16 protein-coding genes are annotated in these 22,123 nt (G+C 49.5%); 6 read left to right on the top strand and 10 right to left on the bottom strand.

What is annotated here, in order from left to right; genetic code table 11:
* Window positions 1–66 precede the first annotated feature (66 nt).
* Entirely contained in the window at window positions 67–1,899 is a 1,833-nt protein-coding gene (locus TBC1_RS07885) for an Ig-like domain-containing protein (RefSeq protein WP_137305524.1), read from the bottom strand.
* 184 nt (window positions 1,900–2,083) lie between these two features.
* Between TBC1_RS07885 and TBC1_RS07880 the strand changes: the two genes are divergently transcribed.
* The 4 genes from TBC1_RS07880 (at window position 2,084) to TBC1_RS07865 (ending at window position 7,106) form a co-directional block, all read left to right on the top strand.
* The gene (locus TBC1_RS07880; RefSeq protein WP_172668854.1) at window positions 2,084–4,012 is read left to right on the top strand and encodes a M1 family aminopeptidase; all 1,929 of its coding nucleotides are present in this window, start codon (window positions 2,084–2,086) and stop codon (window positions 4,010–4,012) included.
* A gap of 26 nt (window positions 4,013–4,038) precedes the next feature.
* Window positions 4,039–6,396: a CotH kinase family protein gene (locus TBC1_RS07875; protein WP_082189525.1), complete on the top strand. Its 2,358-nt coding sequence runs from the start codon at window positions 4,039–4,041 to the stop codon at window positions 6,394–6,396.
* Between the two features lie 85 nt (window positions 6,397–6,481).
* Window positions 6,482–6,820 (top strand): type II toxin-antitoxin system RelE/ParE family toxin, encoded by a 339-nt coding sequence (locus tag TBC1_RS07870; RefSeq protein ID WP_062040477.1) that lies wholly within the window; start codon window positions 6,482–6,484, stop codon window positions 6,818–6,820.
* Entirely contained in the window at window positions 6,798–7,106 is a 309-nt protein-coding gene (locus tag TBC1_RS07865) for a helix-turn-helix domain-containing protein (protein ID WP_062040474.1), read from the top strand. The genes TBC1_RS07870 and TBC1_RS07865 overlap by 23 nt, the downstream gene beginning before the upstream one ends.
* Before the next feature lie 444 nt (window positions 7,107–7,550).
* Here TBC1_RS07865 and TBC1_RS07860 read toward each other — a convergent pair whose 3' ends face one another.
* Both TBC1_RS07860 and TBC1_RS07855 read right to left on the bottom strand, forming a co-directional pair.
* Window positions 7,551–8,171 (bottom strand): polysaccharide deacetylase family protein, encoded by a 621-nt coding sequence (locus TBC1_RS07860; RefSeq protein ID WP_062040471.1) that lies wholly within the window; start codon window positions 8,169–8,171, stop codon window positions 7,551–7,553.
* A gap of 86 nt (window positions 8,172–8,257) precedes the next feature.
* The gene (locus tag TBC1_RS07855) at window positions 8,258–11,332 is read right to left on the bottom strand and encodes a protein O-mannosyl-transferase family (protein ID WP_062040468.1); all 3,075 of its coding nucleotides are present in this window, start codon (window positions 11,330–11,332) and stop codon (window positions 8,258–8,260) included.
* A 228-nt stretch (window positions 11,333–11,560) separates the two neighbouring features.
* Between TBC1_RS07855 and gpmA the strand changes: the two genes are divergently transcribed.
* Together gpmA and TBC1_RS07845 are read left to right on the top strand one after the other, a co-directional pair.
* Window positions 11,561–12,310 carry a 2,3-diphosphoglycerate-dependent phosphoglycerate mutase gene (gene gpmA, locus TBC1_RS07850; RefSeq protein WP_062042882.1) on the top strand — a complete coding sequence of 250 codons (750 nt, stop codon included), beginning with the start codon at window positions 11,561–11,563 and terminating at the stop codon, window positions 12,308–12,310.
* 3 nt (window positions 12,311–12,313) lie between these two features.
* Window positions 12,314–13,033 (top strand): metallophosphoesterase family protein, encoded by a 720-nt coding sequence (locus tag TBC1_RS07845; RefSeq protein WP_062040466.1) that lies wholly within the window; start codon window positions 12,314–12,316, stop codon window positions 13,031–13,033.
* Between the two features lie 40 nt (window positions 13,034–13,073).
* On the opposite strand, the gene TBC1_RS07840 is transcribed toward TBC1_RS07845, so the two are convergent.
* From TBC1_RS07840 to TBC1_RS07805, 7 genes are all read right to left on the bottom strand, one after another.
* The gene (locus TBC1_RS07840) at window positions 13,074–16,097 is read right to left on the bottom strand and encodes an AAA family ATPase (RefSeq protein ID WP_062040464.1); all 3,024 of its coding nucleotides are present in this window, start codon (window positions 16,095–16,097) and stop codon (window positions 13,074–13,076) included.
* A gap of 42 nt (window positions 16,098–16,139) precedes the next feature.
* Window positions 16,140–17,741 (bottom strand): LamG-like jellyroll fold domain-containing protein, encoded by a 1,602-nt coding sequence (locus tag TBC1_RS07835; protein WP_062040461.1) that lies wholly within the window; start codon window positions 17,739–17,741, stop codon window positions 16,140–16,142.
* 201 nt (window positions 17,742–17,942) lie between these two features.
* Window positions 17,943–18,626, bottom strand: a complete 684-nt coding sequence (locus TBC1_RS07830; RefSeq protein WP_062040458.1) for a DUF4919 domain-containing protein — start codon at window positions 18,624–18,626, stop codon at window positions 17,943–17,945.
* A 49-nt stretch (window positions 18,627–18,675) separates the two neighbouring features.
* A complete protein-coding gene (locus tag TBC1_RS07825) occupies window positions 18,676–19,110 on the bottom strand; it encodes a Fe-S cluster assembly protein IscX (protein WP_062040454.1) in 435 nt (144 codons plus the stop codon).
* A gap of 563 nt (window positions 19,111–19,673) precedes the next feature.
* Window positions 19,674–20,267, bottom strand: coding sequence for a 3'-5' exonuclease (locus tag TBC1_RS07815; protein ID WP_062040448.1), 594 nt, complete (start codon window positions 20,265–20,267; stop codon window positions 19,674–19,676).
* A 93-nt stretch (window positions 20,268–20,360) separates the two neighbouring features.
* Window positions 20,361–21,431 carry an alanine racemase gene (locus TBC1_RS07810; RefSeq protein WP_062040445.1) on the bottom strand — a complete coding sequence of 357 codons (1,071 nt, stop codon included), beginning with the start codon at window positions 21,429–21,431 and terminating at the stop codon, window positions 20,361–20,363.
* The gene (locus TBC1_RS07805; RefSeq protein WP_201781643.1) at window positions 21,431–21,886 is read right to left on the bottom strand and encodes a GNAT family N-acetyltransferase; all 456 of its coding nucleotides are present in this window, start codon (window positions 21,884–21,886) and stop codon (window positions 21,431–21,433) included. The genes TBC1_RS07810 and TBC1_RS07805 overlap by 1 nt, the downstream gene beginning before the upstream one ends.
* Between the last annotated feature and the right edge of the window lie 237 nt (window positions 21,887–22,123).

Genomic DNA, 22,123 nt, shown 5'->3' with positions numbered 1-22,123 from the left:
CCGGAGGAGATGTTTATTCATCTTTTCCGGATTGTTGTTTCCCGGGGAATACATTGAATTTTCCGGCTATTCCAAACTCCAGTCTTCTTCCATTGTCCAGTTGGCCCTGAGTTCAATTTCCTTGGAGAAATAGGATACAGGTTCCGGCTGAAGTTTTCTGAGGTAATTTCCGGTATCCCACCTGCCGTTGTTATTCAGGTCATGAATTGCTTTAAAGCGGTATTTTTTTGGCAGGAGGTATTTGAACTCAAGGGTGGCGTTGCCGGTAATGCGGTGTTGCTCAAGTATACTTTCCTTATCGCCCAGAAGCTGGATGATATAGCTTTTCTCCTGATCAGGAACCGTAATATTGATTTTTATAAAACCGGTTTCTGCTTCACTCATCGCTTTAAATTTGTAGGCAGTACTGTCGTTGGCCAGGCCGAATACGCTGATCAGGGCGCTGTCGTTTACCTCCAGCAGATAGGATTCTGCTTCCTTCCAGGCATGGCTGATGTTTAAACGGGTTTTCAGGGAATCGGAGAATGCAATGACAGGTTTAACTTCCAGACTATCGTGATAAAGCCTGATCCGTGAAAGATCCGCTTCTTTTACCGGATCGGCGATGGACAGGATTAACGGTCTGCCGGGTTTGATTTTTGATGAAACCAGGTTTGGGCGCATTTCCAGTGACTTTTTCTTTGCGACCGCACCCTTGTCTTTTCCGGTGGTCCGCGCAGCAGGCTTTAAAGCAAGGTCGAGCGTATCAAGTACTATCCCGTTGTCCGATATCTCTACCATCAGGCTGTCCGTTCCTGAACCGGGAATCCATAGGGTAAGCGTGTCACGGGTGGCATTGTATCCGGTGAGGTTCCACGCTCCTTCCAATGGAGGATCAAGAGGCTTAATGTGCACATCCCTGACCGGTTGCCGGAAATAGAGGCCTGCCACATTCTCCCTGATTACCGTTCCTTTCAGCAGGCGTTGTATCGTGTCGGTTTCGCGGAACTGATAAATCAGGTAATTCTTTACGGGCGAGACCTTTACGGCAGGGGCCGTTACGGCCAGGGAATCACCCCGCTCCTGATGAACGGTGTCGGGCACCGATTGAATGGGTTTAACGTCTGCAGAATCGGCTTTTAATGTATCCAGGGGCACTTCCTCACTTCCCGGACCAAGTTCAGGTAGTTTTATTGCCGGAATATCCGGTTCAACCAGGGTGTCGGAAAATCCGATATCCTCGGTTGGCATATCGTAGATGTAATTGGAATTAATATCCGTAAGCGCAAACATCAGGTATCTGTTGCCACGCAGGTTGTTGAGCCTGAATTCACCGGATTCGCTTGTCCGGGCCACATAGTAAGGCCGTATTTTATAAGGGATGGAATCGCTGATGCTGTCATAAAGCATAACGAAGGCACCCTTGACAGGCTGTAAAGTAAAAGCATTCAGCACTTTGCCGCTCATTGACAGCGAGTCTATCACTGGGCCGGTTGAAAAAGTGAAGCTATAGCCCGGAACAGGGTTAGACTCGGTAATATCAACGATGGCATCGCCGAAAAAGAAATTGTATGTCGTGTTTTCTTTCAGGGCCTCCCTGAATTTCATGGTCAGGGTTTTGCCCTTCATCACAAAATCAGGCTGTTCCGATAGGGGCGGCGATACCATCAGCTGTGTGTTGATGTCTTTCAGGTTGACAAATTCGCTGAACGTGATTGTCACCCTGTCGCTGTTAAAATTGACACTCTGGTTTTCGGGTACAGACCGGATAATTTCCGGCGGGGTAGTGTCTTTTGGACCTCCTGTCGGTGCTACCGGATTGGCACAGGCTATTATGGCCAGCATTCCTGTTGCGAGCAGATTGAAAACAAGGTGATTTGTATTCCTGAACAATAACATAGCACGGGTAAACTTTTGCAAAGATGGTAAAATTTCATCAACAGACCGGAGATCATTTGACTCACCGGTTTAAATGTTATCGTCATGCATATATCCGGGATAGGAAAAATCAGGTTGATGGTCAACGGATTCCGGACAATTGCTGCTGAGATATGGGAACATGCCGGGATTATGGTTAATTTTACATTCTGTTCCGCTTTACACCATGAAAAAATACCGTATACCTGTCCTTGTTTTATCGATGTTCCTGAGCCTGGGTGCCGGTTTGGGGCAGGCTCAGGTAATTATTGGCTCGGGAGTGGATCACTGCTGCAGCAGGCCAACCCTGCTGAAACGGCAGGTTGTTGAAAACCGGGAGCAGCAAGCCTGGAATTACGATGTGGACTACCTCAGGTTTATCCTCGATATTGATCCTGCGCTTGAGCCGATTAAAGGGGAGGTGCTGACAAGGCTGATCCTGACCGGAGAGGCTTCGGACGGGCTGAGGATGGAGCTGAGCACCGCGCTTACGGTTGATTCGGTGCTCTGCAATGGCGAGGCTGCAGGATTTCAGCACAGCGGGGATTACAACCTGCTGATCAGCCTGCCTGCCGAAACTCAGCGGGGAGAAATACTGGAAGTGGAAGTGTTTTATCATGGCATTCCACCTTCGGGTGACGGATTCGGATCGGTGGGCCGGGGGGAGCACGCCGGGATTCCGGCATTCTGGACGCTTTCAGAACCTTATGGCTGCCGCGACTGGTGGCCGGGGAAAAATGACCTGACCGACAAGGCCGACTCCATTGATGTCATCGTGAGATCGCCGGATATATACCGCACAGCTTCAAACGGACTGCTGGTGGGGGATGAGGTGGACAACCACATCCGCACCTGCCACTGGAAACACCGTTACCCCATTGTGCCTTACCTGATTGCCGTAGCTGTGACCAATTACGAGCTCTATGACGAAACCGCATATCCCGCAGGCATTCCTGTGCTGATTCAGAATTACGTTTACCCGGAGACCCTGGCGCAGACCATGCAGTATACGGCGCAAACGGCCATGATTATGGAGCTATTCAGTGATCTGTTCGGGATGTATCCTTTTGCCGCTGAAAAATACGGACACGCCCAGTTCGGATGGGGCGGCGGAATGGAACACCAGACCATGTCGTTTATGGGACGCTTCGATTACGAGATCATTGCGCATGAACTGGCCCATCAGTGGTTCGGTAATACCATCACGCTGAACTCCTGGCAGGATATCTGGCTGAACGAGGGGTTTGCCACTTACCTTGCCGGGATGTCGTACCAGTACTTTTTCGACGGGTATTACTGGCCTTTCTGGAAATCGCAGGCCATCGAATATGTCACCTCCGAACCGGGAGGTAGTGTGTTTTGCGAAGATACTGCCAATGTGGAAAGGCTTTTCAGCCCGAGACTCAGTTATTACAAGGGGGCATTGCTGCTGCATATGCTGCGCCGGATTATGGGCGACGAATCGTTTTTTCAGGCCTGCCGGAACTACCTGAATGATCCTGCATTGAGGTTCAGCTTTGCCGGAACCACGGACCTGAAATTCCATCTGGAAGCCATGCATGGACGGGATCTTACCTGGTTCTTCGACGACTGGCTCTATGGTGAGGGATTTCCATCCTGGCATGTCAGGTGTACCCGGCTGGCGTGGGAGGATTACGAAATTGCACTGACGCAGCAGCAGTCCCATCCTTCGGTTCAGTTCTTCGAACTGCCGGTACCCATCCGGTTCAATGGAGGAAACAGGGATACAACAATAGTATTTGATCACATGCATAATAATCAGACCTGGATGATTTATCCCGGTTTTATTATTGACAGCGTGAGTGTTGACCCTGAGCAATGGCTGGTTACCGCAGGCAATACCTTCGAACTGGCCGGAACGCCCGGGAATACTTATGCATATCCCAATCCGGCTTACGACCGGCTGCGTGTTGCACTGACAGCAGAGCCTGTGGCGGTAAGTGTTGCTGACCTTTCAGGGAGGGAAATTAAGCTGAAGTCTCTCCGTGAAGGTTCGGGACTTACCTTTGATCTTGCGGGATTGGCATCGGGCATGTACCTGTTGCGGATAAAAAATAAGGAAGGCTGGTCTGTTAAGAAGTTTGTGAAGCGATAGGACAGGTTGTCCGTTAAATTTTGAAAATGAATATGTTGAAGTACACCAAAAGCCGGATATTTGTTTTACTTTTTTTTGCCTTAAACCTCAGCGTAACGAAGGCGCAGACCTATGATACCATTTCGAATTGGGACGGGATTGCCCGGGACTGGTATATCTCCACAGGCACCGGTGGCGTTGCTGCGAACCCTTTGCCTGATGCCGTGAATAATTCCGAAGGTTGTTTCAGGGTAGTAACGGGAACGGGTTTATATGACTTTATGATCTGCGATCTTGACGGACCGGTGAATTTTGATGAGAACCCGCGGTACAGGATTAAGGTACTGGCTCCTTCTTCCGGCGGGAATGTGGTGCTGAAGTTTGAAAACTACAACAATACGGCATCCCAGGAAATACTGATGACGCCGGTGCCCGGTGAATGGACCGACCTTGTTTTTGATTTCAGCGGGCTGAGCTACAACAACCTTACCCGTATGGTGATTTTTTATGACTTTATGGGAACGGCTGCCGGAGAGGAGTGGTTTATTGATGACGTGTTGTCGGAAATTCCGGGCCCGCTGACGCTGACATCGCACCTCCCCATTATTGTGATCAATACTTTTGGGGTTCCCATCCCGGATGAACCCAAGGTTGACGGCCATATGGGAATCATCGACAACGGCGCGGGGAATCAGAACAACCTCACTGATCCTTTCAATCATTACGATGGTGCCATCGGCATCGAAATCCGGGGGCAATCGTCACAAATGTTTCCCAAGAAATCTTATTCCTTTGAAACCCGCACCAGCTCAGGCGACAACCTGAATGTACCCCTGCTGGGAATGCCTTCGGAAAATGACTGGGTGTTGTATGCACCCTATACCGACAAGTCGATGCTGCGCAATGTGGTCACTTTTGCCATGGCCCGCAGGATGGAAGGGTATGTTACCCGGACGCGCTTCTGCGAGGTTGTTGTCAACAATGATTACAAGGGTGTGTATGTATTGATGGAAAGGATCAAACGCGATGCGAACCGGGTGGATATCGCCACCCTCAATCCTGATGAAATCTCCGGGGATGATGTCACCGGAGGTTATATCCTGAGGGTGGATAAACTGGATCCTGATTATATCCCGGGCATGGATGGCTGGGTCTCTTCCGTAAATCCAACCTATCCGCAGGCGGTCCCTGTTACATTCCAGTATTTCTATCCGAAAAACGACGAGATTGTTCAGCCTCAGCGCGCTTATATCCGCGATTTTGTGACCACTGCCGAAGCGGCGCTTGCAGGGAACAACTTCCTGAGCCGGACGGAAGGTTACCTGAAGTACCTGGACCTGCCCTCCTTTGTCGATTTCATGCTGCTGAACGAAATCTCGAAAGAGGTGGACAAGTACAAGTACAGTACCTATTTTTACAAACATAAAGATAGTGACGGTGGTAAACTGTTTGCCGGTCCGCCCTGGGATTTTAACCTGGGTTACGGCAATGTGGATTACTGGCCTGAGGGTCTGAATACTTCCGGGTGGCTGTATGCTACCGTTACCAGCGGCAATCCCGGTATGATGTACTGGTGGAAACGGCTGATGGAGGACAGTTATTTCAGGGACCTGTCGAAAACGCGCTGGCAGAAACTCCGGCAGACCACACTCACGAACGCCTATATCCATTCCGTGATTGATTCGCTCGTGGGGCATATCGGCGGTGCAAAAGAAAGGAATTATCAGCGCTGGCCCATTCTCGGGCAGTATGTATGGCCGAACTACGACTGGCAGAATAATACCTATGCGGATGAAGTGGACTATTTTGAGGATTTCCTTTTCGACCGCCTGGCCTGGATGGATTACAATATGCCGGGAAGTAGCCTGGCCCCTTGGGCGGGCATTCAGGCGGAGGGCAACCGCATCCGGGTTCACTTGTATGGCGATTATTTCAGGACAAACAAGCTGCGGAAGGAGTACTTTTCGTTGAACAATGCACCCGGAATAATCAATATTCAGCAGGTTGAATATGTTGATGCTTCCTCCTGCGATCTCCTGCTTTCGGCCGATCCTTCGGCATTTCCTGCAATATCTGTGAATATCGGCAATGCCGCGGTGAATACCCGGGACGACATCGTCAGCAGTACGCTGGCAGCCAGCGGTGTGCCGGGAAATGACGCAGGTTCCTATGATGTCAGTGTTGCATATTCAGCGGGTTTACTCAGCATTAGCTGCCGTACTCCTGAGCGGTTGCCGGAAAAATGCGAAATCTACAACGTCTCAGGGCAACTGCTTGCCTCCGTAAGGCTGGATAAAAACGCCCTGAACTCCATACCGGCTCAGCTCAGTCCGGGTATCTGGATATTGAGATTGACAGGCCGGAATACACAGTTAGTCAAACGGTTTGTTGTGCCTCATGCTTAAGCCAATATTACTTTGAGGATTAAATGAATAATAATTTGGAAATAGTTGTCTAAATAGGTAACTTTGCTTCGAAATTGAAAAATTTATGCGGACTACTTATGTATATGGAACCGAGTTTTGGGATTTCTATTATAAGCAAAGGCCAGAGGTTCAAGATAAAATTGATTGGATCATAGGTCTGGTTCGGACATTAAGAATGATTCCGGAGAAATTTTTCAAGCATCTTGAAGGAACAGATGGACTTTTTGAAATCAGAATTAAAGCAGGAAGCGATATATTCCGGATAATATGCTTCTTTGATGAAGGGAATCTTATTATTCTGCTGAATGGTTTTCAGAAAAAGTCTGTAAAAACTCCGAAAAGAGAAATAGAAAAAGCAGAACGTTTAAAGAACAACTACTATGAAGACAAATCAAGAAACTAATCTTGTTTCCTGGGACGACCATCTGGATAATAAGTATGGGAGAGTTGGTACTCCAACCAGAGACAAATATGAAGAAGAATTTGAGAATTTTAAAATTGGTATACTTATTCAGGAAGCCAGGAAACAACAAAATATGACACAGGAGGAACTTGCGCTCAAATGTGGTACAACGAAGAACTATATATCAAGAATTGAAAACAACGCCAGTGATATTCGCCTTTCTACACTTATGAGAATTATTCGGGAAGGACTTGGGGGGCATCTCAAAGTTAGTCTGGAATTCTAGGAAAGCAGAAGCACGAAAGCAGAACAAAGGCTGAATACCATCAGGTGAATGGTTGAACTGATAAAGATTGCATTATTAATCATTGTTGTCCGGGAAAAATAATAAAATTTGACCAGTATGCTTTGTAATTATGGGTTTCAGAAGAATGTAACAAGTTACGGCTTTCTTTCACTTTTTCGCCACAAAGCGATGCACTGAGCCTGCCGAAGTGGCTCAAAGGCATCAGGTTGCACGAATTTATTTTTCTCATTTAGTGGTACTTAGTGTCTCGGTGTCTTTGTGGCAGGTTCTTTTCATATTTTAACCGGACAATAGTGATTATTAATATAAATTCTGCTGGCCTGAATGTATTATTATCAGTAGCGCCCGCCTGTACTTAGCCTCGGCCGCTGTTACCTGTTGGCAGTCAGGGATTATGCTTGAATTTCCCGGAACGACAATGATTTAACTGCCCGGCAACACGGGAAAGGTAAATCCCTTATTGCTGAACGCTTCAAGAAACCTGGGCAACGCGTAGAACATCCGGTCTGCTGCTTTCAGGCTGTCGTGAAACACCACGATGCTTCCTCCGGTTGTATAGCGCAGGGCATTATCTAGAATCTTTTCCGGGCTGGCTTCCCGGTCGAAATCGCCGGTGATGACCGACCACATTATGATCCGGTAGTCTTTGCGGAGGTAAGGGATGTAAGAGGGCCTGATCCTTCCGTAAGGGGGCCTGAACAAGCTGCTTTTTACGTAATTGCTGCAGTTTTCTATGTCGCCAAGGTATTCAGGCAGGGGTGTTTTCCATCCGTTGAGATGACTAAAGGTGTGATTGCCCGCTGCATGGCCTGCATCCAGCACCTGCTGATACACCCCGGGGTTTTTACGCACATTGTCTCCCACGCAAAAAAAAGTGGCCTTTGCCCCATACTGACTGAGGATGCTGAGGACGCCGGGGGTAATTTCAGGTACCGGTCCGTCGTCGAAAGTAAGGAATATCTCCTTTTTTGCCTCCGGAATACTCCAGACCAGGTTTTTCCGGGTAAGGATGCGGAGCAGGGTAGGAGATTTTGATAGATACATGATTCACTGATGCTTAATGAGATAATTGCTGACTAAACTTTTCAGGTCTGCGTGTGGTTGTTGCCGCCAGGGTCATCCGGTCTGCATTACCTTCCAGTAACATTCAGGTAATTGTTGTACAGCCGCTCAAGCGCGGTTGCTGACCGCGTTTCAAGTCCGGTAAGCTTGTAATGCGATGCCACCATACTTACCCGGTTGATCACTGCCAGGGCCTGCTGCATATCAAAATCAAGCTGCTGCATTTTATGGCGCGGGAACCTGAGGTAGTATTCCATATCCTGCGTATAAAGGTCCAGCAGCCGCGAAAGCAGTTTCTCGCCCTTTTCCGGTGCACCGGCCTGCATATAAATTTCAGCCATTGTCAGCATGTAGAAATTGTACCTGATTGATTCATCAGGCATGAGCTCCTGACATCTGTCACACACACGGATGGCTTCTTCGTTTTTTCCTTCTTCGGCAAGTTCGCCCGCCAGCCTGCCGAAAATGTTTCTCAGGTTGGCAATCATGCGGCGGTTGGTTTCGTCGAGGTAAACGCCCGGATCATCCATATTGCCGTATGAGAATGTATGCATAAGCCTGTCGTAGAGAATTGAAGTGTTCACATGCCCTGAAAGGCCGTCTTCCGAAGGTTTACTCACCGGAACGAGGCGGTAGGCCATTCCTTCAAGCCTGAAGTAATCCGTGAGGCCAAGGTAGGCGCTTTCGCCGGCGGTGGTGGAGAAATAGACCGGCCGTTCCCAGTTGTTGTGGGCCAGCAGGTCGAGGACCATGAGGGAACTTTTCGAAATGGCGCCTTCGTTGATGCTCCAAACTATGGTGTCGGTGATGTAGGGCGCGTCTCCGGGCGGCACCGTGCCATTGTTAACGACCGTTGCTGAATCGGCGGTGATGTAAAACTGCTTTACAGGGAAATAGTCCAGCGTTCCGTAGGTGCTTTCAATCTGCAGGGCTTTCGGATTCTGGTGGATCACTCCGAACAATTCTTTAAGATCAACCGCACCCTGGATTCTTTCATCGTTGGTCAGGTAAACCACATCGCGGGTTCCGGGTTTGTATTGCTCATAATTCAGGCTGAACGGTACCGGCGGGGAGTCATAAACTTTCCGTTTCATCTGGCTGATATACCAGTCGGAGGCCAGCAGGCTCAGGTTGACCACCCTTACATCGGTACGGATGCCTTCCACATCCTGCGCGTACCACAGGGGGAAGGTGTCGTTGTCGCCCATGGTAAAGAGGATGGCGTTGGGGGCGCAGGATTCAAGGTAGTTCCTGGCCATATCGCGGGCGGTATATCTGCCTGAGCGGTCATGGTCGTCCAGGTTTTCTGAAGCCATGATGCCGGGTACAGCAATCAGGCATGCCGCACTTACCGTAAAAGCAATTGTTTTTTGCGCGGCGAAGCGCCGGAACATCTGCACGATTGCGGCAACGCCCAGGCCTATCCAGATGGAGAAAGCGTAAAATGAGGCTGCATAGGCGTAATCCCGCTCGCGCGGCTGATAGGCCACCTGATTGAGGTATACCACGATGGCAATGCCGGTCATGATAAACAAAAGTGTTACGATCAGGGCATCCCTGTAATTGCGGTTGGTATGCCAGAAGAGTCCGGTAAGCCCGAGCAGCAGCGGGAGCAGGTAATAGCGGTTATGCGCCTTGCTTTGCATGCTTTCGGGGAGGTCAGACCGGGGGCCCAGCCTCAGCTCGTCCAGCCAGCGGATGCCGCTGATCCAGTTTCCGTTCAGGTCGTTGCCGAAGCCCTGGTTGTCGTTTTGCTTCCCGGCAAAATTCCACATAAAATACCGGAAATACATATAATTTAGCTGATAATCAAAGAAATACCGCAGGTTTTCACCAAAGGTCGGTTTGTACACCACCTCTTTTTCACCATCCCTGTTTGTGATGGTTACCGGCGTCCCCTTTATTTTACCCCACTTTTTGTAATTGCCGGCATGTGCGGCATCGGTGTTGCTCCACATACGCGGGAAAACTGTGGTGAATTCAGGGTCATAAACCGGTTCATAGTCTTTGCGCCGGTCAACGACAATGTATTTTCTGCTGCGGAGGTCCTTCTTGTAAACGGGACTGCCATCTTCCCGGTCAACCACAGGTGCATTGTACCATGGTCCGTGTAGCAGCGGCCAGTCGCCGTACTGTTCGCGGTTGAGATAAGAAAGCAGGTTAATGGCGTTGTCGGGCTGGTTTTCGTTAATAGGGGTATTGGCATTGCTGCGGATGATCAGCATAAAGAAGCTCGAATAGCCGATAAGGATAAAGGTGAATGCCAAAACGATGGTGTTCCAGACAACTTTTCCCCGGGAGCGGGTATAATGCAGCGCCCAGACGATCAACGCGCCCAGCACCAGAAAATAGAAGATGGTCCCTGTATTGAAAGGAAGCCTGAAGGTATTGACGAAAAGCAGTTCTGAAAGTCCGGCCAGTTTCACAATCCAGGGAATGATCACGTTCATGATCAGTCCGAGTAAAACGACAGAAGTCAGCAGGGTGATGATGATCCCCTTTGGGGCCGGTTTGTAATTCCTGAAGTAGAATATCAGCGATATGGCGGGGATGGCCAGCAGGTTAAGCAGGTGAACGCCGATGCTCAGCCCGGTCATATAGGCAATAAGCACGATCCAGCGCACCGAGTGGGGCTTGCCGGCTGATTCCTCCCACTTCAGCATGGCCCAGAACACAAAGGCGGTAAAGAAGGAGGAGAGGGCGTAAACCTCGCCTTCGACGGCCGAAAACCAGAAAGAATCGCTGAAGGTGTAAGCCAGCGCGCCCACCACGCCCGAACCGGTAATGGTGATCAGGCCGGCTGTGTTGAATTCGTCATTCGGGCTGATGATTTTTCTGGCCAGGTGCGTGATGCTCCAGAAAAGGAAAAGGATGGTAAAGCCACTGCTGAGGGCCGACATGGCATTTACCGTATAGGCAACCGCGGTGGTGTCGCCCAAGGCCAGCAGGCTGAAGGCCCTTCCCAGCATCTGAAAAAGCGGGGCTCCCGGAGGATGGCCAACCTGCAGCTTGTAGGCCGTGGCAATATACTCGCCGCAATCCCAAAAACTTGTTGTGGGTTCGGCCGTAATAAGGTAAACCACCGATGCAATGGCGAAAACAAGCCAACCGGTGAGGGTATTGATTTTTCTGAATTGCTTCATAGGGCTGAAATAGCCAGATAGTCAGGCCTGGCATCGGGCTGACTGCGAAGGTATAAAATTTTTGGCCTCCAAGGCGTTGGATTCACGATAGTGACTGCGCTGACTTACTTTCCGGCATTATGTTCATTAAGCTATATGGAACGAAACGGCCTCAACCGGCGAAGCGCTTAATTTTGTAATTTTGCACTGTTGAATCCGGATGCAAAAATTACCATAAAACAAGCAGACATGAAGAAATTAGTATTGCTTCGCCATGGCGAAAGTGTGTGGAACAAGGAAAACCGGTTTACCGGATGGACCGATGTAGACCTGTCGGAACGCGGGGTAAATGAAGCCCGTGAGGCCGGAAAGGTGATGAAGGAGAACGGGTTCTTTTTTGACCTTGCGTATACTTCTTACCTGAAGAGGGCCATCAAGACCCTGAACCTTGCCCTGGAAGAAATGGATCAGATGTGGATTCCGGTAAAGAAAAGCTGGCGCCTCAATGAAAAGCACTATGGCAACCTGCAGGGGCTTAATAAGGCTGAAATGGCTTCCAAATTCGGGGATGAGCAGGTGCTGATCTGGCGCAGGAGTTACGATGTGCCTCCCATGCCGGTTGCTGACAACGATGAGCGCAACCCCCGCCTTGATGCCCGTTACCGCGGTGTTGATCCTGAATTGATCCCGCTTACCGAATCGCTCAAGGAGACCGTGGAACGCATGGTGCCATACTGGGAAGGGGAGATCAGGGAATCGCTGAAAACAAACGAGCAGGTGCTGGTTGCTGCACACGGCAACAGCCTCAGGGCCGTGATCAAATACCTGAAGAATATCAGCGATCAGGATATTGTCACCCTGAACCTGCCGACAGGCATTCCCTATGTGTTTGAATTTGATGATCAGCTTAACCTGCAGAAGGATTATTTCCTGGGCGACGAGGAGACCATTAAGAAACTGATGGAAGAGGTTGCCAATCAGGGTAAAGCGAAAAAATAGTATATGCCTAAACAATGGGTTATCCCTGATATTCATGGCTGTGTCCGCACCCTGCGCGCATTGATTGAGCAACTGGTAATCCCTGCAAAGGAGGATACCCTTTATTTTCTGGGTGATTTCGTTGACAGGGGGCCCGACTCGAAAGGCGTGCTGGATTATGTGATGGGGCTTGAGGATCAGGGATACAACATTGTTGCCCTGAAGGGCAACCATGAGGAGTTTTTTATAAAAGCCTGGGAAGAGGAGCAACAAGCGCGGGGATTCCTTTTTCTGAAGAAGACCAATAAATCCAAAGCGCAATGGATGCCCCACGGCGGCCGTGAGGCGCTCGAGAGTTTCGGCACAACAGAGCTTTCAAAAATCCCGGTTCATTACATCGACTGGATGCGTAAGCTGCCACTTTTTCACATTACCGGAAATTTTTTGCTGGTACACGCCGGTCTGAATTTTAACATTGAAGATCCGTTTCAGGATACCCACTCCATGCTGTGGATAAAGGATTACCGGATTATCCCTTCCAAAATAGAAAACCGGCGGCTGATTCACGGTCATGTGCCGGTAAGCCTTGATTTCATTGATATCGCCGTCAACAGCCCGGGATATCCATTTGTAGATCTGGACAACGGATGTTATATGGTCAACCGGCCGGGCTACGGCAATCTGCCGGCCCTTGAACTGCAATCCATGGAGCTGAAAGTTCAGCCCAATCTGGATATGGATTGATGCACCTGACAATCCGGAAGCATCCCGGCTGCCCTGGTGTTTATTTTCTGTTGAACCCGATGGGGGTGTATTTGTCGCCCGCACCCCGGTTTTTGCCATCAATGGACGTCATCATCCCGATGGCTTTTTCGGCATCCTCCAGGGTAAATGTGACCATTTCATCACGGGTCAGACTGTCGTCAAGCGCTACCCTGTTGCTGTGCGTTTTGATTATTTTTTCGTAGAAATTTCTGACCATGCGGCCGTTGCCGAAACTTTCGGTTTTTTCCGCATACAGCTTTTTGAAAAACTCATCCACTATGCTGAGTGCTTCCGGCGCAATGTGAAACCTTCGTCTGGCAATCTTCCTGCTGAAGATCTCAAGCAGTTCGGCCGGTGTGTAGTCGTTGAAATAAAAGTAATTGTTGAACCGTGATTCCAGGCCTGCATTGGAACGGATAAGCTGTTGCATTTCAGCGGTATATCCGGCAACAATCACCGCAAATTTATCTCTTTCGTCATCCATACGTTTCAGGATGATTTCCAGGGCCTCTTTCCCGAAGTCATTGCCGCCTTTTTCGGGGGTCAGCGAATAGGCTTCATCGATGAAGAGTATGCCATACATGGCGGAATCGATGACGGCGCTGGTTTTCGGGGCCGTCTGGCCGACGAATTCAGCCACGAGGTGCGAACGGTTTACCTCAACCACGTGACCTTTGGAAAGCAGACCGAGGGCTTTGTAGATGCGGCCGATAAGGCGGGCCACGGTGGTTTTGCCCGTTCCCGGGGGGCCGAAGAAAACGCTGTGCAGTGAAATCTCATCAGCTTCATAACCCGTGGCGATCAGTTTCTGTTGTGTTTTAATGAAGTTGACCAGGGTAACAATGTTTTGTTTGATCTCCTCCAGACCTACCATGGCGTTGAGTTCGGCCATAATATCTTCCAGCGATTCCATTTCCTTGTCTTCAAACTCATCCTGTACGGAAGCCGTAATATCATCCACCGTGATGGTCAGCAGGGCTTCGTCGGGCAGGTTGTCAACATCAAGCAGCGCAAGCCTGGCCGATTGCATATGCACGGCTTCTTCGAAAAGGTTTCCTGCCGTACGGGCGTTGCCGAAATGCTTGTCGCGCGAGCGGTAAAGGAAACCGAAATAGCGCATTACCTTGCTTTCCGCTTCGGGGGTAAGAATAAATTTCCTGTCGTGGCAGATGGTTTTAAATATCCGGGTAAGCTGTTCCGGATTGTAATCGTCGAAGTAGAAGTATCGCGTAAAACGGTGCTGCAGGCCGGGATTGGAGGCAATCATCCGTTTCATTTCATCGGGATAGCCGGCCACAATCACCACCAGGTTGTGTTTGTGGTCTTCCATCCGCTTCACCAGGATATTGATGGCCTCTTCGCCGAAATCGTTGCGCGCATCTGAGGGAACCAGCGCGTAGGCTTCATCGATGAAAAGGATGCCGTCGAGCGCCGAGTCGATCACTTTATTGGTTTTGATGGCGGTCTGGCCGATAAATTCGCCCACCAGGGCCGAGCGGTCAACTTCCACCACATGGCCTTTTTTAAGCAGGCCCATTGCCTTGAACATACGCCCCATCAGCCTGGCCATGGTGGTTTTTCCGGTACCCGGAGGGCCGGCAAACACGGTGTGCAGGGTGGTTTTTCCGACCGCGATGCCCCTTTCCTGACGTTTTTTCTCGACCCGGATAAACTTCAGCAGCGCGTCAATGTCGCGCTTGATCTGTTCCAGCCCGGTAAGGTGGTTTAGCTCCGCCAGCAGGGATTCAATCGACTCCGGCCTGTTTCCCGGCTGAACTTCAGGCGTAGCAGGCAAGTCTGTAGTAGTATCCGAATGGGACTCCTCATAGCCCAGCTCCATTCTTAAATCATCATTTTCCGGCTCAATTTCAAGGGCTTTGCGGAAAAATCCGGCCGCCTTTGTGTGCCTGCCGTTCACCGAATAAGCTTTGCCTATGGTGCTGAGCGCACTCACCGATGAAATGCCTTCAAGGGTAGCGGGTTCGGCGGCTTCCACCAGGCTGATCACCGTTTTCAGGGGTTCTTCGTTATCGGCAATCTGGCTGATCAGGTTGCTCAGGATAATGGAATTGTGCCGGTTCAGCTCATAGGCTTTCTGAAAGCACTTCAGGGCTTCTTCTTTTTTGCCGGTTTCATCCAGGGCGACGCCCAGGGAGTTGTAGGCGGAAAAATAGCCCGGTTCAAGTTTAATGGCTTTCCTGAAATACGGAATGGCTTTGGCAGGTTCATTGTTTTCAGAGTATTTGCGTCCGGTTTCAAACAATTCGACCGCTTCAGGACCAAATGTATCATCAGGTGTTTCGGCGGCAGGCAGGCCTGCTGACCGGCTGCTTTTATTCCCCGAATCGACAATTTCGGGCAGTACAGAAAACACGTAAACCCACATGCCATCTGCATGAAACAGGCCGGTAATGACGTTTCCCGCGCCCGCTTTTTCACTGATCAGCCCTTCTTCAAAATTGTTTCGTGTTGCCCAGCTTTGTGTTTTAAAGCCGGAGTTTTCTGACATAACCAGCGCCCATTTGCCTTCGCCGAAAGCCAGCGAAGTGATGTCGCGTCCGTTGTTCCAGCCTTCGGTGATTTCCGTTTCCGGAAAGTTTGTGGTTGTGATGAAAGTCTGGTTTTTCAGGTTTGACCCTTTACTCATCACCACCGCCCAGCGGTCTACCCCGTACGAAAGGGAGGTAATGGCGTATCCGTCCTGTAATCCCTGCCGGATCTCCTTTTCGGGGAAACGGCTGCTGGTACGCCATATCTGGTCGGTATATCCGGAGTCCTTCGACAGGATCACCGTCCAGCGGTCGCCGGTATAAGCCAGGAAAATAATGTCAAAACCTTCATCCCAGCCTTCCTTAATTTCATCGGCAGGAAAAGCGGCATTCGTGGCCCAGCGCTGAAGCCCATAGATTGCCTGTGAAGAGTTCAGCAGTATCCATTTGTTCTGGCCGAAAGCCATGCCCTGAATCTGCAGGCCTCCGTCCCAGGCCTGGTTGATTTCTTTTTCGGGGAAGGATTGACAGATATTGTAATTGTCGGATTGCATGGTAAGTTAATGTATTCGTACAAAATCAGTATTTAATGTTGATTATCTTCTCCTGCCCAACAGTGAAAACAAGGCGATCACAAATAAAACAAATCCGAAGATCACCAGGATGATGCCCACGGCCAGGTAGAAACAGACCACAACGGCCATCAGGTTTAATATCAGCAGCATGGCAAGGCGCAGCAAACCAGCCCAGGGGCCGGCAATATGCAGGCTTTCTATGGTGATGGCGAGGATAAGCAGGATGATGATGAGAGAAAGCGACCATAAAACCCAGTGGATGGCCAGTGTGAAGCCGGCGGGGAGGATGCGGGCCCCCTCGTTGAAAAACCATTGGGTTTCGGCCGTGTCCCAGATCGATCCACCCAAAAGCATCAGCGCGAAAACAATTCCCGGTGAAATACTCCACCATTTCGGCCTGGTGACAGGGAAATACCTGTCCAATCTGCCGAATCTCCGGGTGGTTACAATGCCTTCGTTCCTTGACCCTGCTGCTTCTGTTTCCGCTTTGCCGCCCAGCGCGATAAACCATTCATTCAATTGTTTCCGGTACTTCAGGGCCATGGCCAGCAGCAACGTGAACAGAGCTACAAAAAACCAGTTCCAGGCCTTATTCATCATGAACAGTTGCCCGAGCCAGTTGGTGAACCTGAACACCGACTTTGTTTTTCCGGTCCTGAAGGCATTCGAAATCAGCGAGGAGGCGGATATATAGCCTTTCTCCCCTTTCTGGTTGCTCACTTCAAGCCAGTTGTCGCCCGCCTGCCTGAGCACGGTAATGGTGTCGCCACGCCCGAAGATATGGAGTGTATTCGGGCTGTGAACGCTGTCGCGGATGATCAGTTCTTCGTAGCCGGGAATGAATTGTTGTCCGGCTTCCACTTCCGGGTTCCGTTGCGCTTCCATTCGGCGCCGGTAAGCGCTCCGGTCGTCTATGGCAAAGTCCTCCCTGTTTATGTCTATCGGGCTGCCATACAATTTTTCAATCTCCTCAAGCGAAAGCGCCCGGTTATAGACCATCAGTTCGTCCATGGCGCCGTTGAATGCGCCTATGATTGTTGAAGGATTGTTTTTCCGCTGCCGCGCCCTGCCGCCGAACACCTGGTTGTTCACAATCAGCCGGGCCTGCTCGTTGGGGGCGTCATAGATCAAAGCGATAAAAGTCCATTGATCCTTCAGGGCCGGAGAGCCGTGGATGATGCCGTCCCTGCCGGCCGAAGCGCTCCAGCGCTGACTGCCCCTGTGCCTGTCGGTGAGGAGGCCTCTTTGTTTCTTGTCGCCGCTGCGGAGGGGAGTGAGGTATTTAAAGGTTTCTGCGGCTTTGATCCAGCAGGTAATGGTGACCACGGGTAACGCATCGGGTGAAATGTCGAGTGGTAACTCAGCCTGGCTGAACTCCATCCCGGGCCCGGGATGAAATCCGAGCGCCCGGCCAGCCTGGCCATTGCGGTCAGCAACGGCTTTTGTCCTGAGGGTTTTACCTGAAAATTCCCGTTGCTCCGGCGCTTTGGCATGCCCGTCGAGGGGATAGGCGGCAACCAGGCCGGAATCGGGCAGTGAATGCGCTGAAAGGAGGCCTGGAAAAACAGTGAGTAAGATGTAAAAAAACCTCAGGACAGTATGCTTTATCTTGAATTTTGCCATAAATGGAGTTGCCGGCAGGCAGGAACGGACAGTCGTTCCTTTCGCCACCAAAGATTACTCACAAATATAGAAAATTGATATGTAGGTCTGGATAATTGTAATTTAGAATCAATATAAATCTCAACGGATTCATTAAGTGTTGCTTTCATGTGGCAGGATAAATGCAATCCTGCTATGTGACCTTATCCGGATAGCGGCTGTTTACCGGAGGTTTGACAGGGACCTGAGCAGGACGGATACATCGAAATACATCCCTTCAATGCCATAATCGTTTTTGCTGACTTTAAGGTAGTCGTATTTGCCGTCGATCAGCTGCTGCTGCCCGCCAAAGCCGAACCCCAGCGCCCTGAGCATGTCATATTCGTGGGAAACCGAGATTACATGAAAGGCGGTTTTTCTGGTTAATCCATCGCCTGATCCGAATATGGTTTCTATGATCCGGCCAAACCTGAATTCAAGCCTGGCGGCCATCTCCTGATTCCCTTTCATACGGTGGGCATAGATCAACGGATCGAGAAAACTGATTTCGAAAGGGTTTTCGAGCAGCAGGGCCGAGCCGTGCCGGATAATGGCTTCGTAATCCTGACCCGTGACTTCCTCTTTCCGGAGGATGCTCATCAGGCTGTCGGCCAGGGGATGGGTGGCATATGGGGCATAGCCGGGCTGCAGGGCGTATCCGTAGTAAAGCAGGTGGTAATCCTGCACGGTAAGGGTAGTGTCATTGGTCTGTAACCGCTGCATCAAACCGGGATAATATGATCCGGAGCCCTTCTTTTCGATGGCTTTTCTGATCTTTTTATACTGTGGCGGTGTAAAATTGTTCTGCTGTGCCACTGCGCTGCCTGCGAAAGCAAACAGTAACAGAAAACTCAGGATCTTTTTCATACGATGGTTTTTCTTTGTTAATCAGCAGGCCCGGTGAACGGAACCCGGTTTACGACCAGGCTTCATCCTCCGTAAATCCCGGATACTCATCCGTAAGGCTTATCCAGGTATAAATGATTGAGTCCAGGGTGTCTTCATCCGGAACTGCAGCATCATTAAAGTTTGGCAATTCCCTGACCAGTTCCGTGATCCGCTGCAAACTGATGGCGATAAGGTCTTCCTCAGGGTGGGCTTTGTTCAGCAGTATGGCGATGGTGCCGTAATTGTTCCAGTTCAGGGGAACCATGGCGGCGAGTTGCAGCTCAATGTCTTCCATGAACTCCGGAATTTTTTCTTCCTCAAGAAAAAATCCGGTTTCTGCCATGGCCTCTTTTAACATATTGAGGTTTAACGGGATATCAGGATATGTAGAGGGGAAAAGGTAGTTATAATTCCTGAGGATGGAACCGGCAATGTTATGAATATGAGAATCATCAGGCATCATGTGAGCGTTCCGTGTAAGATTTTTCAAAATTATAAAATCCCCGGCTTATCGTTTGCCCTGGCCCCGGTTTTTTTTAAGAATTGCGTCTGTTTGTCATTTTTGTTACCTCAGGATTGGCCTTGCTGTGGATTTTATCCTTTTATGAATGGATGCCCGGTTCAGAATAGTCCGTCATTATGATGCGTTGCGATTTTTTCAGCGATAACGGAGTTCCTCTGCTGTAACTGATGGAGTACTGAAAAAAGCAGGATTTCACTGAAAAAATAGTCCGTAAATTTAAGAATCCCGCAAGGCCCCCGCCTCAGCGGGACAAGCTGCAAAGACCCCGCAAAAGTGGCAGGGCGGGAAGCAATAGCTTGATTATAAATCATTTACCATTTTTAACAGGATTTCATAATCCACACTAAGTCAATTCATTAAAAATCCTTAACGGAGTATTTCTGAAAAATATCAGCGAACATTATGTTGCTCAGGTTCCGGTATAAGGCCAATGCGCGGTTATGCTTTCTTAACTGTGCAAAAGGGCTTCATGCTGACTAAAGTTTGAAATGTTGCAGCAGATTTCAGTCTGAAACTTTAAACTTTGCCGCCATCCGGAAAAACTTCTGCAGGCATTGCATGGTCAGTTGTGAATCTTCCAGGGCGTTGTGGGTGTCGCCTTCCCGTTCAAAGCCGAACCATGCCGAGATGGCTTTCAGGCTGAGGGAGCGGGGGACGGTTTTGCCGTTGGCTTCAAGGATGCGGAATGTGTAGAAGGCAATGGTATGCAGATCGATCAGCTTGTTGCTGAAGGGCCATTCGAGGTTTTCGCCGCTGTAGGCAAATTTCAGGAAGTTCACGTCAAAAATGACGCTTTGCCCGCAGATAACCAAATCGCGCAGATCGCCCCCCTGCCGTTTCAGCAGTTTGCGGATCCATTGTTCAAAGTCCTCCAGTACTTCGTATATCATGGGCGCTTCCTGCAATTCATCGAGCGAAAGCCCGTGAATCTTCTCGGCGGAAGCCGTGAAGGCCTCCTGGTTTTCGGGATACACATTGCTGAGGTAAGTTCCGAGCTCCACCCAGTTGTCGTTCAGCAAAACTGCTCCGATCTGAATGATTTCATGATAGCCCGGCTCCGGGCCGCTCATTTCGAGGTCAACAACCAAAAAAGGCATAACAGGTTTGTGTGAGGGTGACAATACTGAAAAAAAGCCCTTTCAGGCTAATGAAATGCAAATATCAGTATTTATGCAATGCAATAAATGGGATTACCTCACCTGCTTGCCGATATATCTTGAGTTCATGATGCGGAGCGCCCCCATATAATCCATTTTGAATTCCACGAGATCGCCGGTTTTGTAATTTTTTTCGTTCCCGCCCAGGTCGATCACGATCATATCGCTGCTGCTGCCGGCAAATTTTATCTGCGGATCAGCCGGGAAAAGGTGGTTGCTTTCCACATCCAGCAGGCCGATGTCGAGGATTGCCCGGCAGGCTGTTTTTCCTGATGACTCAGCGTCGAAACTGAAACTGTGTCCTTCAACATTGGTGCCGATTTCGCCCATGGGAACGGTGGGTTTTTCGATCAGTTCAATGATTTCGGCATACAGGCGCAGCACATCGTTGTGCATGCCGTTGATGACTGTATCATGATAGACATCCGTTCCCAGAAAGAGGGTTTCACCTACCCTGAAATGGTTGATCCCTTTTGGCAGTATCTTCTCAAAGATCAGCGGGATGGACACCGAGGAACCGCCTGACACATAAGGGATTTTTCGGTTAAACTTCGCTTCGATCAATTGTTTATAGAGGCTGAGCTGTATCAGCTTGTCGTGGTTGGGAAGCACGCCGTAAAGGCAGCTCAGGTTGGTGCCTATGCCAACGACGTTGATGTGCGGGAGCCGGAAGACCTTTTCGTAAAACTCTATCAGGTCATCGCGCATCACGCCTTCGCGCAGTTCACCCATCTCGACCATGATAATTACCTGGTGAACCTTCCCCTGTTTTTCCGCCTCGGCCGAAAGTGCCTGTATGGTGCTCAACCCTGTATTGAAACTGATGTCGGCATAACGCACGATCTCCGGAATGGAGCGCATGGGAGGAGGTTTGATGTAAATTGTTTCAATTTCGGGCGACATCTTTTTGATGGCCCTGAGGTTGGATACCCTGGAGTCGCACAACTGATGGATTCCCAGGCTGATTACCTCCTGAAGGTAGAGTCTGTTTCCGCAGAGCAGCTTGGAGACAACCGCCCACTGTATGCCTTCCTCCCGGAAAAGTTTATCCAGATAATGGTAATTATCTTTTAACTTTTGCTGATCCAGCGTTATGAATGCCATCAGACGGCCTCTTTTTTAAGACGCATTTCAAGGTATTTGTTGTCGAAGCCCAGTTTCTGATAAAGATACCTCGCGGGATTATCCGGCTCCACATGCAGGGCGATGTCGCCATGGGCCATATTTATGGCTTCCTGCATAAGGCTTTTCCCAACGCCTTTCCCCCGGTAATTGCGATGGGTGGCAATGTATACAAGGATGTTTTCAGGAATATAACCTTCCATTCCCGTCTGATTCACCACTACAGCCCCTATTATACTGCCATTGTCCTTTGCCACCAGCGTAAATCCTCCGAACGATGCCCTGTCTTTGACAGAAAAATCAATGGCCTTCATAATGTCCTCTTTTTTGTCGCCAAACTGGTCAAGGTGCTCGAACAGAAAATCGGCTAGCGCATTTTTGTCATTAATCCCTGGTTTTAATACTGCATTGAATACACTTAATTGAAAGTTCATCATATAGATTGGGTTTTGTTCGGTTTGCAAGATACGGCTTTTTTTCGGGCCGGTAAAATAAATATTTATTTAAAATGATTACGAATATATTATTTTATTGATTGAAGGTACATAAAAGCATTCATAATAAGTTGTATTACAATAAATTAAATGCTTGATTGGTTAGGTTGCTGTTTGTAAAATGCAAGAACTTATTTGTGTGATTTTTTTATGAATAATTTTTTAACTTTTGAGGCCTGA

Source organism: Lentimicrobium saccharophilum, assembly GCF_001192835.1.
In the GTDB taxonomy this organism is placed as follows: Bacteria; Bacteroidota; Bacteroidia; order Bacteroidales; family Lentimicrobiaceae; genus Lentimicrobium; species Lentimicrobium saccharophilum.
The sequence above is the reverse complement of the archived record's forward strand: the minus strand, read 5'-3'. Positions and strand labels throughout refer to the sequence as shown.

What these genes read in the sequence shown, in the direction of transcription:
- TBC1_RS07835 (WP_062040461.1), bottom strand. Translation starts at nt 17,741, where the DNA reads ATGGCAAAATTCAAGATAAAGCATACTGTCCTGAGGTTTTTTTACATC.
- TBC1_RS07825 (WP_062040454.1), bottom strand. Translation starts at nt 19,110, where the DNA reads ATGATGCCTGATGATTCTCATATTCATAACATTGCCGGTTCCATCCTC.
- TBC1_RS07805 (WP_201781643.1), bottom strand. Translation starts at nt 21,886, where the DNA reads ATGATGAACTTTCAATTAAGTGTATTCAATGCAGTATTAAAACCAGGG.
- TBC1_RS07810 (WP_062040445.1), bottom strand. Translation starts at nt 21,431, where the DNA reads ATGGCATTCATAACGCTGGATCAGCAAAAGTTAAAAGATAATTACCAT.
- TBC1_RS07845 (WP_062040466.1), top strand. Translation starts at nt 12,314, where the DNA reads ATGCCTAAACAATGGGTTATCCCTGATATTCATGGCTGTGTCCGCACC.
- TBC1_RS07875 (WP_082189525.1), top strand. Translation starts at nt 4,039, where the DNA reads ATGAATATGTTGAAGTACACCAAAAGCCGGATATTTGTTTTACTTTTT.
- TBC1_RS07840 (WP_062040464.1), bottom strand. Translation starts at nt 16,097, where the DNA reads ATGCAATCCGACAATTACAATATCTGTCAATCCTTCCCCGAAAAAGAA.
- TBC1_RS07865 (WP_062040474.1), top strand. Translation starts at nt 6,798, where the DNA reads ATGAAGACAAATCAAGAAACTAATCTTGTTTCCTGGGACGACCATCTG.
- TBC1_RS07815 (WP_062040448.1), bottom strand. Translation starts at nt 20,267, where the DNA reads ATGCCTTTTTTGGTTGTTGACCTCGAAATGAGCGGCCCGGAGCCGGGC.
- TBC1_RS07830 (WP_062040458.1), bottom strand. Translation starts at nt 18,626, where the DNA reads ATGAAAAAGATCCTGAGTTTTCTGTTACTGTTTGCTTTCGCAGGCAGC.
- TBC1_RS07880 (WP_172668854.1), top strand. Translation starts at nt 2,084, where the DNA reads ATGAAAAAATACCGTATACCTGTCCTTGTTTTATCGATGTTCCTGAGC.
- TBC1_RS07855 (WP_062040468.1), bottom strand. Translation starts at nt 11,332, where the DNA reads ATGAAGCAATTCAGAAAAATCAATACCCTCACCGGTTGGCTTGTTTTC.
- gpmA (WP_062042882.1), top strand. Translation starts at nt 11,561, where the DNA reads ATGAAGAAATTAGTATTGCTTCGCCATGGCGAAAGTGTGTGGAACAAG.
- TBC1_RS07860 (WP_062040471.1), bottom strand. Translation starts at nt 8,171, where the DNA reads ATGTATCTATCAAAATCTCCTACCCTGCTCCGCATCCTTACCCGGAAA.
- TBC1_RS07870 (WP_062040477.1), top strand. Translation starts at nt 6,482, where the DNA reads ATGCGGACTACTTATGTATATGGAACCGAGTTTTGGGATTTCTATTAT.